12 protein-coding genes and 3 pseudogenes are annotated in these 13,620 nt (G+C 69.3%); 9 read left to right on the top strand and 6 right to left on the bottom strand.

Annotated features, from left to right (window positions below; genetic code table 11):
• Positions 1-163: 163 nt before the first annotated feature.
• From H305_RS0131800 to H305_RS0131785, 4 genes are all read right to left on the bottom strand, one after another.
• Positions 164-655: a DUF1877 family protein gene (locus H305_RS0131800; RefSeq protein ID WP_234021192.1), complete on the bottom strand. Its 492-nt coding sequence runs from the start codon at positions 653-655 to the stop codon at positions 164-166.
• Positions 656-1,054: 399 nt separating this feature from the next.
• Positions 1,055-1,498, bottom strand: a complete 444-nt coding sequence (locus H305_RS0131795) for a DUF2267 domain-containing protein (protein ID WP_028803997.1) — start codon at positions 1,496-1,498, stop codon at positions 1,055-1,057.
• A gap of 73 nt (positions 1,499-1,571) precedes the next feature.
• The gene (locus H305_RS0131790; protein WP_028803996.1) at positions 1,572-1,967 is read right to left on the bottom strand and encodes a DUF2267 domain-containing protein; all 396 of its coding nucleotides are present in this window, start codon (positions 1,965-1,967) and stop codon (positions 1,572-1,574) included.
• Between the two features lie 100 nt (positions 1,968-2,067).
• Entirely contained in the window at positions 2,068-2,499 is a 432-nt protein-coding gene (locus tag H305_RS0131785; protein WP_028803995.1) for an Hsp20/alpha crystallin family protein, read from the bottom strand.
• A 128-nt stretch (positions 2,500-2,627) separates the two neighbouring features.
• Here H305_RS0131785 and H305_RS0131780 point away from each other — a divergent pair, with 128 nt between their 5' ends.
• The 3 genes and pseudogenes from H305_RS0131780 (at position 2,628) to H305_RS0131775 (ending at position 5,179) form a co-directional block, all read left to right on the top strand.
• Positions 2,628-3,260, top strand: coding sequence for a hypothetical protein (locus H305_RS0131780; RefSeq protein WP_028803994.1), 633 nt, complete (start codon positions 2,628-2,630; stop codon positions 3,258-3,260).
• 185 nt (positions 3,261-3,445) lie between these two features.
• Positions 3,446-3,562 (top strand): annotated as a pseudogene (locus H305_RS55170) (plasmid stabilization protein); the annotation flags it as partial.
• A 102-nt stretch (positions 3,563-3,664) separates the two neighbouring features.
• Positions 3,665-5,179 (top strand): FAD-dependent oxidoreductase, encoded by a 1,515-nt coding sequence (locus H305_RS0131775; protein ID WP_028803993.1) that lies wholly within the window; start codon positions 3,665-3,667, stop codon positions 5,177-5,179.
• Positions 5,180-5,809: 630 nt separating this feature from the next.
• Here the strand turns inward: H305_RS0131775 and H305_RS0131770 are convergent.
• Positions 5,810-6,283 (bottom strand): carboxymuconolactone decarboxylase family protein, encoded by a 474-nt coding sequence (locus H305_RS0131770; RefSeq protein ID WP_028803992.1) that lies wholly within the window; start codon positions 6,281-6,283, stop codon positions 5,810-5,812.
• A gap of 589 nt (positions 6,284-6,872) precedes the next feature.
• Between H305_RS0131770 and aceE the strand changes: the two genes are divergently transcribed.
• Positions 6,873-9,560: a pyruvate dehydrogenase (acetyl-transferring), homodimeric type gene (gene aceE, locus H305_RS0131765; RefSeq protein WP_028803991.1), complete on the top strand. Its 2,688-nt coding sequence runs from the start codon at positions 6,873-6,875 to the stop codon at positions 9,558-9,560.
• A gap of 378 nt (positions 9,561-9,938) precedes the next feature.
• Here the strand turns inward: aceE and H305_RS0131760 are convergent, their stop codons facing one another.
• The gene (locus tag H305_RS0131760) at positions 9,939-11,153 is read right to left on the bottom strand and encodes a serine hydrolase domain-containing protein (protein WP_028803990.1); all 1,215 of its coding nucleotides are present in this window, start codon (positions 11,151-11,153) and stop codon (positions 9,939-9,941) included.
• A gap of 278 nt (positions 11,154-11,431) precedes the next feature.
• Here H305_RS0131760 and H305_RS56475 point away from each other — a divergent pair.
• The 5 genes and pseudogenes from H305_RS56475 to H305_RS0131740 all read left to right on the top strand — a co-directional run.
• A pseudogene (locus tag H305_RS56475) lies at positions 11,432-11,515 on the top strand (RNA polymerase subunit sigma-24); the annotation flags it as partial.
• A gap of 4 nt (positions 11,516-11,519) precedes the next feature.
• The gene (locus H305_RS56470) at positions 11,520-11,798 is read left to right on the top strand and encodes an OsmC family protein (protein WP_051371168.1); all 279 of its coding nucleotides are present in this window, start codon (positions 11,520-11,522) and stop codon (positions 11,796-11,798) included.
• A gap of 454 nt (positions 11,799-12,252) precedes the next feature.
• Positions 12,253-12,485 (top strand): annotated as a pseudogene (locus H305_RS52765) (FAD-binding protein); the annotation flags it as partial.
• 134 nt (positions 12,486-12,619) lie between these two features.
• Positions 12,620-13,219, top strand: a complete 600-nt coding sequence (locus H305_RS47635; protein ID WP_051371166.1) for a YceI family protein — start codon at positions 12,620-12,622, stop codon at positions 13,217-13,219.
• A gap of 91 nt (positions 13,220-13,310) precedes the next feature.
• Positions 13,311-13,544, top strand: coding sequence for a hypothetical protein (locus tag H305_RS0131740; RefSeq protein WP_028803988.1), 234 nt, complete (start codon positions 13,311-13,313; stop codon positions 13,542-13,544).
• Positions 13,545-13,620 lie beyond the last annotated feature (76 nt).

Below are 13,620 nucleotides of genomic sequence, written 5' to 3'. Positions count from 1 at the left end.
TGGGAGGTGGGCAGGTTGGTCTGCCGCGCTGGTTGAGAGCACGGGCAGGTCCCGGGCGGCTGCCAGGGTGGCGTCGAGTTCGGCTTGGCGTTCCTCCGGAGCGCACCCAGGCCACCGAGCCCCGTGCCCCCTGCCATTCACATGACCGGCACGCGACCACGTCTCAAGCCCACACCACCCTGACCACGGCGTGGCCTGCCGCAGCCGCCCGCCCATAGAACCCTTGGAGGCCCCTGTGACGGTCGAGGAACTCCTGCCTGACCTGCGCTTCGTCCCAGCCGGCCCAGACGAGCTTGGCACCGGCGACGTTCCACAGCTCGTCGAACGAGACACGTGCGAGGAAGCCTGCGGCTTGTGACACCCCAGGCGGCTCCAGAATCCCCAGTGGCGGGTTGGAGGGGTCGGCATCGGCGCTGTGTGCCACTGGCCGCCCGCCGTAGATCGGCAGCTCCCAAGAGTCGTCGGCATCCGCACCGAGGACATCGGCAGCGGCATAGAGGTCATTGACGGAGCCCCAGACCTTGTCGATCGACTCGGCGATGCCCGCTGCGTACTCGGCGGTGTGGTTCTCCCAAGCCTCCCACATGAACGCTGCAAGCCAGGTGTGGTCGTCCCGGATCTCGCATTCCGCGACGGCGCGCATGTGCATGTGCATGCTCACGGCGACGAGTCCTCCCAGTTCGGCGGCCCGCCTGACGGGCCGAATGGAGAGAACTTACTCGAGGGCACTGACGGCGCGATGCCCGTCTCTTGACGCCGGGATGCCCGGCCGTGCCAGGACGCCCTCCGACATCCGAGCGCCGCGTGTCGTCGAGATCGACACTGCGGACAGGTACACATCCGTACGGACTTTCGCAACAGTCCCTACGTAGTGCGGCAGCCGTGAATAGTGACTTTGGTGGCGTCCGGTTGCTCAGCCCGTGCTTTTTGCGTTTGGCGGGACGTGACGATTGGTCGGTGCGCGTTGACGAGCGGGTGAGGGTGGTCACCTCGCGGGCCCCAGGCGCGGGGCGGACAGCGGCGCGGCGGTCGCGTCCGCCCCGCACGTCGTCGGCTATGCGGCGGGGGTGAGGTCGGCGCGGCCGAACAGCAGGGCGTAGCCGCGGGGGAGCCGGCCCAGGATGCGGGTGATGAGTTCGTGGCCGGCGTGGGCGGCGACGGCGGAGAAGACGGATCCGGTGTCCCAGCGGGTGGTGGCCACGGAGGCGCCGGTGCGGACGGCGAGGTCCTTGACGAAGGCCCAGCCGGTCAGGGGCTGGGCGTCGGGGATCTGCGCGGTCAGCACGCACGCGGCCTCCACGGGCAGACAGGCGGCCAGGTCGGCGCGTTCGTTGCCGGTCAGCTGGCGTCCGAGCCCCGCTAGGACCAGGCGGACGGCTTCGTCGGCCTTCTCGAGGGTGGAGTAGGCCCCCTCGTAGCGGACCTTCTCCAGCATCTGCTCGTACGCCCTCCCGTACGGCTGCTGGTGCTCAAGCGGTACGCGCGCGTCGGAGATCACTGCAGTGCATGCCTTTCCTGGAGTCGGGATGGGCGGGTGGGGTGGTGCCGGGGTGCGGCACCACCAGTCATGGTCAGGTGGGCTGGGGGCGCCCGAAGAGGAGGTCGTAGCCGACGGGCAGCTGGAGCAGGATCTGCCCCAGCAGGTCATCGTCGGCGGCGTCGGCGACGGTGGACAGCACGGCGCTGACGTCCCAGGCCGCGGTCTGCTCGGTGGCGCCCTCGATCCAGGCGGCGGTCGCCCGCACGAACCGCTCCGGCGACAGCGGTTCGGCGCTTGTCAGCGGATTGAGCAGGATCAGGGCGAAACCCTCGGGCAGATGCGCCGCCAGCCGGGCGCGGACGTCGCCGACCAGGTGCGCGCCGAGGAGGGCGAGTACCACACGGGCCGCGCGCTCGGCTTCCTCCAGGGTCTCGTATTCGCCGCGTTCCTTCACGTGGCCGAGGAACGCTTCGCGTCGCAGACTCATCTCGGCCGCCACCCCTTCTTCTTCGGACTGCTCACGGGGGTGCGGAGAGCGGGGTGAGGGGGAGATCAGGTGCCCGCCCTCCGCATCCGTCCGGCCGGTGTCAGCCGGTGATCTCCTTGCTGCCGGATCCGACGCCGATGGAGATCTTGCGGGGCTTGGCGCGCTCGGCGATCGGGATGCGCAGGGTGAGCACGCCCGCGTCGTAGTCGGCCTTGATGTGCTCGGTGTCGAGGGTGTCGGCGAGCACGATCTGGCGCGAGAAGACGCCCAGCGGCCGCTCGGACAGCTCCATCTGCACGTCGTCGGACTTCGCCACCGGCCGTCGCTCGGCCTTGACGGTGAGCATGTTCCGCTCGACGTCGATGTCGATCGCGTCCGCGGAGACGCCCGGAAGGTCGAAGGCCACCACGTACTCGTCGCCCTCGCGGTAGGCGTCCATCGGCATCGCCGACGGCTTCGACCAGGTGCCCGGGCCCATCAGCTGCTGCGCCAGGCGGTCCAGCTCACGGAAGGGGTCAGTGCGCATCAACATCGTGAAAACACCTCCAGCAGGTTCAGGCAGTTGCTGCCAATGCGCTTCACTGACACCGTTGTAACATGTCATCCAATGGATGACAAACGCGATGTCGTCTACGTGATGACAGAAAGAGGGAGGTGTCCGTGACCGCAGCCGACCAGCCGTCCACGACCAGCACGAATACCCACAACCCGACGTCGTTCCTCGCCGCCGCGGCGGCCCTGCACGCCATAGACGACGCCCTCCGCGACGCCAAGCGAGAGTCCCCGGACACCCCGGATGCGCCCAGCCCCGGGCCGGAGCAGGCGATGGCCTCCCTGCTGCTGCTGCGGCAGGTGCGCGAGCAGCTCGCGGGGTGGGAGACCGGTCTGATCGAAACGGCCCGCGACGCGGGCGCCAGCTGGGCGGACCTCGCCCATCCCCTTGGCGTCGCCAGCCGCCAGGCAGCCGAACGCCGCTATCTGCGCGGCCGTCCCGGCCCGGCCGGGACCACCGGCGAGCAACGCGTGACGGCCACCCGCCAGGCCCGGGCCGCCGAACGCACCACCGCCGCCTGGGCCCGCACCAACGCCGCCGACCTGCGCCGCCTCGCCGGCCAGATCACCGCCCTCACCGACTTGCCCGCCGCCGCCCGCCGCCCGCTCAACAAGCTCCACGCGGCCCTCGCCCACGACGACCCAGCCGACCTCATCGCCCCCCTGACGGCCACCCGCTCCTACCTGGCCGCCGCCCACCCCGACCTCGCCGCCCGGCTCGACGCCCTCACAGCCCCCTGAACCCACCCCTTGTCCAACCCAGGGGGGTGCGTGGGCTGGGTGGACCAGGTCGATGGGGGTGCCGAGAGCAGGCGAGATGACGAGGCCGATCGTGGCTCGGGCCGTGGTGTTGAGGTGGCTTCCCGGCCCGCGCCGGGTTCTCGCAGTGGTGAAGCACCCGGATTCTCGCGGCCATTGATCGGCCCGCGGCGCGCACCGTGAACAAGGAGCGGGCGAGGTCTGGTGAGTCGAAGACTGCCGGCAAGGCGTCCACCCGTGATTCGAAGTCCGCCTCCCAGCGGGGCGGGCAGCGGGGCCACCAGGCCACCCACCGAGTCCCCGGCCGTCACGTCCCATCCGCTGCCCCCGTCCGTACCACGGTGCCGCCCTCGCTTTGAGCACCGCGTTTGGGGAACCCGCCCTTCATGAACGAGGACCTCGCGTCGTACTGGATCGAGACGGCACCCCCGGGAAGGCCCTACCCGACCCTGGACTCGGATCTCAACGTCGACGTGGCAGTGATCGGGGCGGGGGTCGCAGGACTCAGTACCGCCTGGGAGCTGGCGCGTCGCGGTCGGAGCGTGGCGGTGCTGGAGGCCGACCGGATCGCTACCGGCGTCACTGGCCGCACCACGGCCAAGCTCACGGCCCTGCACACCCTGGTCTACGAGCGACTGAGGCGCACCCGGGGTATCGAGGGCGCGAAGCTGTATGGCCATTCCCAGATGGGCGCGCTCCGACGAGCCGCCGAGATCGTTGACGAATTGGGCATCGACTGCGACTGGGAGAGGGCGCCTGCGTTCACGTACACCTGCGACCGTGACCGGACGCAAGACCTGCGAGCCGAGGCGGAGACGGCGCGTGAGGCGGGGCTTCCCGCCGAGTACGTGACCGAGACGGAGTTGCCGTTTCCCGTTGCGGGCGCGGTGCGTGTCACGGATCAGATCCAGTTCCATCCGCGTAAGTACCTGCTCGCGCTCACAGACGACCTGCGCCGCATGGGCGCGAGCCTGCATGAGCACACGCGTGTCCTCGGGCTGAGCGAAGGCGACTACTGCCGGCTGACCACGGAGTCCGGTGGGGTGGTGACGGCCACCGATGTGGTCGTGGCCACGCACTATCCGATCTTCGACAGGGCGCTGCTGTTCACCCGCCTCTCCCCGCGCCGCGAACTTGTGCTGGCCGCGCCGATCGACGCGGCCCTGGACCCGCATGGCATGTACATCAGCCCCGAAGAAGGCACCCGCTCGCTGCGCACCGCCCCGTACCAGGACGGCAAACGGCTGCTACTCGTCACCGGCGAGCACTTCACCCCCGGCAGCCCCGACGTCGAGGAGAGATTCAAGCGCCTCGCGGGCTGGGCCACCGACCACTTCGGGAACCTTTCCTTCACCCATCGCTGGGCCACCCAGGACAACGACTCCACCGACACCGTGCCGCTCATCGGCCCCCTGCATGCGACAAGCCGCCACACCTACGTGGCAACCGGCTTCGGCGGCTGGGGCCTGAGCAGCGGAATCATGGCGGGCCAACTTCTGTCGGAACTGATCGACGGGAGCACCCTCTCCTGGGCCGAGCTGTACGACCCGCGCCGGGTGGCCAGCACCCTGCGCGAGGCCCCGGCATTCTTCAAGCACCAGGCACGCGTCGCCAAGCACTTCCTCGGTGACCGGCTGCCACCGTTGAGCGGCGGATCGGTCGACGACATCGCTTCGGGTGACGGAGCCGTCCTGCGGGTGGGCACACATGTATGCGCGGTGTCCCGGGACGCGGACGGGCAACTCCACACGGTATCGGCGCGGTGCACGCACCTGGGCTGCCTGGTCGCCTTCAACCGGGCGGAACAGGCATGGGAGTGCCCCTGTCACGGATCACGCTTCGACCCGGACGGAAAAGTCATCCAAGGGCCGGCGACACGGCCGCTGGAGCAGCGGGAGTGAGAAGGCGAGGCGTTGCCGCGGGCGGGCCACGGCTGGGCTTGTGGCCAGATCGGCTTGGCTGCAACGGCGAGCCACTGCGCGGACGCCCCATGCGCTCTCTCGGAGTCGTCGGCTGTGCACACCGTGAGGGCGCAGGCGGGCGCTGATGGCCTCACCATGTGTTCCTGGGGCCGGCTATGACGACGTTTGCGCGGCGGCGGGCGCGGGTTCGTGCGGACCCCTGGTTGCGGGAGCTGGGGCTCAGCCTTCGACTCCGGTGGCTGTGTGGGCGGCGCCGACGGGCTTGGATTAGGGGGATCCGCGTTGGCGCAGGTAGGCCGAGAGGATCGCCATTGGCGAGCATGAGCGCGGTTCTATCCGTCGACCGGCCCGAGACGACGTCCCGGGGCTCTGCACCCGAGCGGATGCGCTCTTCGAGCTCACCGACGCGGTGCTGTGCTCGGACGGGATCGTCTCTCACGCACGGCGCCACACCGTGGCATGCCGCGCCCGGTCGAGGCTTGTCACAGCGACAGGCGACACCGGCCGCACGGTTGTGTGCGGCCGGTGACGCCGGAGTCCGTCCCCTGCCAGAGGTCGGGCCGACAGGGCGCCGGACCGTGCGCGTCCGGCCGAGCCGGACGGCCTGGTTCAGCCGAACATGCCGACCTTGTAGCTGCCGGCCGGCTGCTGGTTGATGATGTTGATGCGGTTGTAGGCGTTGATCACGGCGATCTGGGAGACCAGCGCGGCGAGTTGGTCCTCGTCGAAGTGCTTGGCGACGTTCGCCCAGGCCTCGTCGGTGACCCCGCCGGCCGCGTCCGCGACGCGCGTGCCCTGTTCGGTCAGCTCCAGCACGGCGCGCTCGGCCTCGGTGAAGACCGTCGCCTCCCGCCAGGCCGCGACCAGGTTGAGCCGCACCGAGGTCTCGCCGGCGTGGGCGGCCTCCTTGGTGTGCATGTCGGTGCAGAAGCCGCAGCCGTTGATCTGGCTGGCGCGGATCTCCACGAGATGCCGGATGGTGGCCGGCAGCGTCGAGTCCGACAGCGCCTTGCTGGCGGAGACGAGGTGCTTCAGCACCTTGGTCCCGACGGAGTTGCCGTAGTAGTTGAGACGTGCATCCATGGTTTCTCCCAGGAGAGTTGTCGTGACGCAGTACTGACCGGACAGCCCGGCTAGATGTGACATCGCCGGGCTGTCCGGCTGGTCCGGGATGCCGAGGGCCGTGTCGGGCAGGCCATCCCCCCAGGGAACAGGGCGGTTGCTCTGCCTCCGACGGAGCCGCTCAGCGGCCTGGGGGCAGGCGACCACGGTCCCCCTCCCGGTGAGGAGTGCGTTCGCCGATTCGGTCTCCCCACGGACGTACGGCCGCCTACCAAGTGCCACAGCCCGGTACTGGTAGTCATCGAACTGTTCACCTCGACCAGGTGGAGGGCGGGTGTCGCGGGCGGGGGTGCTCATCGATATAGGAGCTTATGGGCGTTTCGCGGCGCGGACCGGATGGTGCTCATGCCCGTGACAGCCCGCCCCGGGCGCCGTGCGCGGCCCTCGCTCTCGCCGCCGGTGTGACAGCGGTCTCCCGCACAGAAGTGTCACAACAGTGGCACGAGCCCTGTCGTAGGGACGAGTGGCTGACTTCGCCCTCACGAACACCAGAGGGGACACCGGCCCGTCTCCCCGCCCCATCCCCACCATCCCCGACAGGAAGACCGCCATGAGTGACCCGGTCCAGTCCGCAGATGCCTTCGCGACGAGCGAGCTCGACCAGCTGCCCGACCGCGACGCCGAGGAGACCGCCGAATGGCAGGCCTCGCTCGACGCCGTCATGAAGAGCGCGGGGCCGGAACGGACGGTGTATTTGCTGCGACGCCTCCACGAGCACGCGGCCAGATCCGGAGTGCCCCTGCCCCGGCTCCTCTCCTCGGACTACATCAACACGATCCCGGTGTCGGCGCAGCCGGCCTATCCCGGGGACGTCGCCATGGAATCCCGGATCACTGCTCTGAACAGGTGGAATGCGGCAGCGATGGTGACCCGCGGATCGCACCTGGGTCTCGGCGGACATATCGCCACCTACGCTTCGGCGGCATGGCTCTACGAGATCGGGTTCCACCACTTCTTCCGCGGCAAGGACGAGGACGGCTCCGGTGATCAGCTGTTCGTCCAGGGCCATGCGTCGCCGGGCATCTACGCGCGCCTCTTTCTGGAAGGCCGCCTGCGCGAGGACCAGCTCGACGGTTTCCGGCGCGAGGCCGGCGGCAACGGCCTGCCCTCCTATCCGCACCCCAGGCGGCTGCCGTGGTTGTGGGAGTTCCCGACCGTGTCGATGGGGCTCGGGCCGCTGGCCGCCATCTACCAGGCGAGGTTCAACCGTTATCTGCACGACCGGGGCATCAAGGACACATCACGGTCGCGGGTTTGGGCCTTCCTCGGTGACGGGGAGATGGACGAGCCCGAATCGACGGCCGCGCTGACGCTCGCCGCTCGTGAGGGTCTGGACAACCTGACCTTCGTCATCAACTGCAACCTGCAGCGCCTGGACGGTCCGGTGCGGTCGAATTCCAAGATCGTCCAGGAACTCGAGGCCCGTTTCCGCGGAGCGGGCTGGCATGTGGTGAAGTCGCTGTGGGGCGAGGCCTGGGACTCCGTGCTGCAGGAGGACACCGACGGCGCCCTCCTGCACCGCCTCGGTGAGGTACCCGACGCCCAGTTCCAGACGTACGCCGCGCGGGACGCTGCCTATGTACGCGACGATTTCTTCACCGGTGACGCGCTCTCCGCCGTCGCCGCGAGACTGAGCGACGCCCAGCTCACCGAGATGTTCACGAACTCGCGCGGAGGACACGAACCCCTGAAGGTCTACGCCGCCTACCGGGCCGCGGTCGAGCACCGGGGGGAGCCGACCGTGATTCTCGCCCAGACGGTGAAGGGACACACCCTGGGGCCGGACTTCGAGTCGCGCAACGCCAACCACCAGATGAAGAAGCTGACGACGGCGCAGTTCCGCCGCATGCGCGACGTGCTGGAGCTGCCCATCCCGGACAGCGCGCTGAGTGGGGACGTGGTGCCGTTCTGGCACCCTGGCGAGGATGCGCCGGAAGTGCGGTATCTGCGGGAGCGCCGCGCTGCTCTGGGAGGCTCCGTCCCGGTGCGCAGGGCGGTCGCCAAGCCCCTGCCACAGCCGCCGTCCCGGCCCTTCGAAGCCCTGCAGAAGGGCTCCGGCAAGCAGGAGATGGCCACCACCATGGCACTCGTCCGCCTGGTCAAGGAGCTGATGCGCGACCCGGAGACGGGGCAGCGCTGGGTGCCCATCATCCCGGACGAGGCCCGGACGTTCGGCATGGAGTCCCTGTTCCCGACGGCCGGGATCTACTCGCACGACGGCCAGAACTACGCACCCGTCGACGCGGATCAGCTCCTCTACTACCGGGAGGCCAAGACCGGCCAGCTCATCGACGAAGGCATCACCGAGGCGGGCTCCATGGCCGAGTTCACCGCAGCCGCGACCTCGTACGCCACACACGGTGAACCCATGATCCCCTTCTACATCTTCTACGCCATGTTCGGGTTCCAGCGCACCGGTGACCAGTTCTGGGCATTGGCCGACCAGTTGGGGCGCGGCTTCGTCATCGGCGCGACGGCCGGCCGCACGACGATGACCGGCGAGGGGCTGCAGCACGCCGACGGCCATTCCCATCTGCTGTCGTCCACCAATCCGGCGGCGGTGAGCTATGACCCGGCCTTCGCGTACGAGATCGCGGTGATCGTCAGGGACGGGCTGAGGCGTATGTACGGCGAGGACCCCGAGGACGTCTTCTACTACCTGACGGTCTACAACGAGCCGAAGCCCCAACCGCCCATGCCTGCGGGGCCGTCGATCGAGGAGGGAATCCTGCGGGGCATCTACCGCTTCAGGCGGGCCGCCTCCCACGATGCCGGGCCGGCCGTCCAGCTGCTGGCGTCGGGAACGGCCATCCACTGGGCCCTGGAGGCTCAGGATCTCCTCGCGTCGCACTGGGGCGTCCACGCCGACGTGTGGTCGGTGACCTCATGGACGGAGCTGCGCCGCGACGCGCTGAGCGCTGACCGGGCGCGGCTGCGGGGTGAGCGGCGCGACCCGTACGTGACGCGCGCGCTGTCAGGTGTGCGGGGCCCGGTCCTCGCCGTGAGCGACTGGATGCGGCAGGTGCCCGACCAGATCAGCCAGTGGGTCGAGCAGGACTACTCGTCCTTGGGGACGGATGGCTTCGGCCTGTCGGACACCCGGGACGCGGTGCGCCGCTATTTCCATGTGGACGCCGAGTCGATCGTGGTGGCGGCGCTGGACCGGCTGGCGGGGACCGGGGCGATCGACGCGCAGACGGTCACGAAGGCCCGCGACCGCTACGGCTGGCGGGACTGATCCGGAGCCGCGAACGCCCGCCTGGGCATACGTCTTCCCGACGGCCCAGACCAGCCGCATCGTGGACATGGTGCCTTCTGCAACGAGTACGTCGCCCTGCACGTCGACGGCACGCGGCCGCCGCGGCTCACGTGGGGCCCCGCAGGCTCCCCGTCGCGTAGGGGAGCCCGCGTCAGTAACTGCCGGGCCCGTCCTCCGTGCCGACGAAGACGGAAAACCGGAGCCCGCCGCTCACCATGGCCGCACAGCGGCGCGTAGCGGCTCAGGCGACGCCGGCGCGACGGACAGTGCGCCCCCGCTCGCGGCCACAGGGCCGGTGTGCGGGGGCGCGGCGGCGTGTGACCGGAATCCCGTCACGTGCGCGTCATGGCGAACCGTTCAGTGGCGGGTCACCTGGGGCGCGATGTCCTCGGTGAATCCCTCGCCTGTGGTGTACGCGAACTTGTCGGCCTTGGCGGGGGCGGTGCCGCAGAACGCGGCCTCCAGCGTGCCGCCGAGGAGCGTGTTGACGGTTCCGTTGTTGGAGGTGTTCGCCATCGACGTCATGCTGCGCTTGCCGTCAGCCGTGGCGAAGGCGTACGTGTAGTAGCCCTGGACGGTGCCCGTGTGGCCGTACACCGTCACGCCGCAGGAGAGCTTGCGGCCGCGCAGGCCGAGTCCGTAGGACTGGGTGCCGTCCGCGTTGACCGGAACCATGCGCATCATCTCCTGCAGCTGCGCCTTGGGCACGAGCCTGCCGGAGACGAGGGAGGAGAAGAACCGGTTCAGGTCGGCCGCGTTGGAGATGACCGCTCCGGCCGACTGTGCCCACGAGACGGTCTGCTCGGTGGAGTCCACCAGCGGCAGCGTGGTGTCGTCCTGACGCAGGTAACCGCGTGCGTAGGAACCGGAGATGGTGGTCTGCGGGTGCACGTAGGAGGTGTGCTTGAGCTGCAGCGGCTCGAAGATGCGCTGCTGGTAGTGGGTGGCCATCGGCACACCGGTGACGTGCTCGATGAGCTGGCCCAGCACCACGAAGTTGGTGTTGGAGTAGCTGTAGGCGGCCCCCGGCTCGTTGTTCACCTGGTGGGCCGTCGAACGGTCGATCAGCTCCTGGTAGGTGAACACTTTGTTCCGCACGGACTCGAAGCCGGGAACGGTGGACGAGAACATCTCGTTGGTGTAGTCCCACAGACCACTGCGGTGGCTGAGCAGGTGCCGCACCGTGATGCGGTCATCCGGCAGCGGCTTCGGGAGATAGGCGTTCGCCGGGGCGTCGAGGTCGATGCGCCCCTCGGCGACCAGCTGCATGAGCACCACCGTGGTGAACGTCTTGCTGACGCTGCCGACCCGGAACCGGCGGTCGGCGTCCATCGCGGCGTGCGTGGCGGTGTCCGCCTGCCCCGACGAGATGCGATAGGTGGAGTTGCCCGCGTCGATACGGGTGAGGGCGCCTGGCGCGCCGCCGGCCATGGCCTGCTTCTGCACGGTGAGGACCGAGGCGACAGAAGGGGTGGGGAGGGAGGAGGAGGTGGCTGCGCTCGCCGGGGTGGCGGCCAGGGTGGCCAGCACGGCGGAGCCTGCGAGCACGACGCTCGCATTCTTGATGTGCATCCGGGTCTTTCTGGTCTGGGATCGGGCGTGACGCCGTGGTCCGGTCCGATGGAGTGGACGACCGTCACTGGAGGAGAAACTGAGTGACCGTGATGCCGCGCCCCAGTACTCACGCGGGGGCGGACGGTGGTGCGGCGCCACCACGTGGGCGGCGCCGAATGCATCTTAATACTGTGACAGTGTTGCGTGGTTCGGTGGTCATGCGCGCCGCTGATGCCCACTCGTTGGTCACACTGTCCTGGGGCATTCGGGCACGGCCCGCTCGGACATCGTGACTGGCAGGGTTCCTGGCCACCGTCACCGCCCGTCTGGCGATCAACGTCGCCCAGTCCGCCGGGGTGCGGCGCGAGTCCCACGCGGGGACTGGTGCTCGCCGCGCCTGGGGCCTGCACCTCGGTGACGCGGCACGCCTACGCGAGTCGGCGCGGCTGGCAGCTCCACCACATTGACGTGGACGTACAGTTCGACCCGCCAGGACAGATCGTCAGGAACATCACGCTCACCCGGGATCTGGAGCCTGCCCAGATCGAGAGGCTGCTGGCGTCGGCCGGCCGTTGCCCGGTGCACAGCCTGCTCACGGGCGACGCGGCGATCGTCACGGTGCCGACGGTGGTGACGCCGCAGCGCCGGCCTGAGGCCTCCTGAAGATCGTGGCGTCGGCGTCGTCTCTCCTGCGCGGCACGGTCCGTGGAGCCTGGCCGGCGTCGGGCGCCGGTGTGAGGGGCGCGTCGTCTTGCGCTGCGATGTCGCGGAGCGCAGGTTCATGGCCTTCTGGATGGACGGGAACCGCGTGCTCGCGGGCATGAACGTCATTGTGTGGGACGTCGTCGATCCGATCCGTGCCCTGGTCCTGTCCGGGTCCGACATCGACGCCCGCCTCACCGTCCCGATGTACCCCGGGGCAGCCTTCTCCCCTGACGCAACGGTCGCCGGGGGCCGAACGACGGGATCGCAGGTCATCCCCGCCTCTCACCCCGTATCGGCCGCTCGCCGACGTTCCCGTCACCGGCATCCGAGCCGGTGGCGTCCGCGCCGCCTGTCACAAACACCCGCGGCGTCCGGTCGTACTCAATGACCAACCAAGGCTTTCGGAGCAACCGTGTCAATCAGTCAACGACAAATCTCCACCACGGTGCTGGTGACCGGCACGGGGGAGCGGGCCCGCGGGCGGCGATCGAGCGGTCCGAGGCAGGCGTCGGCGTCCTGGCCGTCGGCAAGCGTGCCAAGGAGGACGGCCACACGGCGCTCGCCGCCGGAGGGATCAACGCGGCCCTGGCCAACGTGGACCCCGAGGACAGCTGGCAGCAGCACGCCGCCTGCACCCTCAAGGAAGGCCCGCACGGCGCCAACCGTTCCGGCGGCAACAGCCTCATCGAACCGCTCGTCTTCGGCCGCATCACCGCACGGGCCGCGCCGACGTCTCCGTCCCACCCCGACAGCCATCACACAAAGGAAGTGGCCTCGCCATGCTCAGGAACCGCCAGCAGAAGACCCGCTCCGGAACCAGCCGGTACGCGGCACTGGCAGGTGTGTACACCGTTGATCCGGTACACAGCAGGATCGGCTTCTCCGTCCGACACGCCATGATCACGAATGTGCGCGGGACGTTCGGGGCTTTCGAGGGGATCCTCCAGCTCGACGGGGCGCGACCTGCCCGGTCCAAGGCCTATCTGAGTGTCCAGACCGACAGCCTGGACACGGGCATGCCGGAGCGGGACGCGCACCTGATGGGCCCCGACATCTTCGACTCCTCGACGTTTCCCCTGATGACCTTCCGGTCCACCGGACTCGTCCCTGTCGGTGACGACGGGTTCCGTATGTCCGGGGACCTCCGGATCAAGGATGTCGAACTACCCGTCACCGTCGACCTCGCGTTCGGCGGGGCCGGCCGGGACCTCCACGGGAAGAACCGGGTCGGGTTCGAGGGCACGGCCACCCTGCAGCGTTCCGACTGGGGGCTCACCTGGAACGCGGCACTGGAGACCGGAGGCGTTCTCGTCGGAGACAAGGTGAGGCTGGACCTCGACATCTCGGCGGTGCAGGTGGGCCTGGCAACCGCTGCGTGACGACGGACCCCCTGCTGGCACATCGGACTCCCACCCTGGGAGTCCGATGTACCCCCGATGCTTTCCGGACTCTTCCGAGAGAGGACGTCTGATGACCATGGCATCCGAGAACCGACTGGCCTTCAAGGCCACGGTCGAGGCGCTGACCGCCACGGCCACCGAGCTCGAAATCCGCGTCCACGACCTTCACCGGGCGCTCGCCGATCTCAACCTGCAGATGCAGGAGGTGTCCAACGCGCTGCACCACGCCTCCCGTTCGGCCGCCCCGTCCGACGACTCCATCGACGGCGAAGCCGAAGACCATCTCCCAGATACGGCACCGTAATCAGCACGCGCCGCGTGGACGGGAACGGACAGACGCTCACCCCTTTCTGGCCCGTATGTGCTCTCGCACCTCGGCC

The sequence above is a fragment of the Streptomyces sp. 142MFCol3.1 genome (genome assembly GCF_000424945.1).
GTDB lineage: Bacteria > Actinomycetota > Actinomycetes > Streptomycetales > Streptomycetaceae > Streptomyces > Streptomyces siamensis.
This window is presented reverse-complemented; position numbering and strand designations above follow the sequence as displayed.

Bases quoted from the DNA above. Each gene is read 5' to 3' on its own strand.
- H305_RS0131790 (WP_028803996.1), bottom strand. From the start codon at position 1,967: ATGAGTCTGCGACGCGAAGCGTTCCTCGGCCACGTGAAGGAACGCGGC.
- H305_RS0131770 (WP_028803992.1), bottom strand. From the start codon at position 6,283: ATGGATGCACGTCTCAACTACTACGGCAACTCCGTCGGGACCAAGGTG.
- H305_RS0131740 (WP_028803988.1), top strand. From the start codon at position 13,311: ATGACCATGGCATCCGAGAACCGACTGGCCTTCAAGGCCACGGTCGAG.
- H305_RS0131785 (WP_028803995.1), bottom strand. From the start codon at position 2,499: ATGTTGATGCGCACTGACCCCTTCCGTGAGCTGGACCGCCTGGCGCAG.
- H305_RS47635 (WP_051371166.1), top strand. From the start codon at position 12,620: ATGCTCAGGAACCGCCAGCAGAAGACCCGCTCCGGAACCAGCCGGTAC.
- H305_RS0131800 (WP_234021192.1), bottom strand. From the start codon at position 655: ATGCACATGCACATGCGCGCCGTCGCGGAATGCGAGATCCGGGACGAC.
- aceE (WP_028803991.1), top strand. From the start codon at position 6,873: ATGAGTGACCCGGTCCAGTCCGCAGATGCCTTCGCGACGAGCGAGCTC.
- H305_RS0131760 (WP_028803990.1), bottom strand. From the start codon at position 11,153: ATGCACATCAAGAATGCGAGCGTCGTGCTCGCAGGCTCCGCCGTGCTG.
- H305_RS0131775 (WP_028803993.1), top strand. From the start codon at position 3,665: ATGAACGAGGACCTCGCGTCGTACTGGATCGAGACGGCACCCCCGGGA.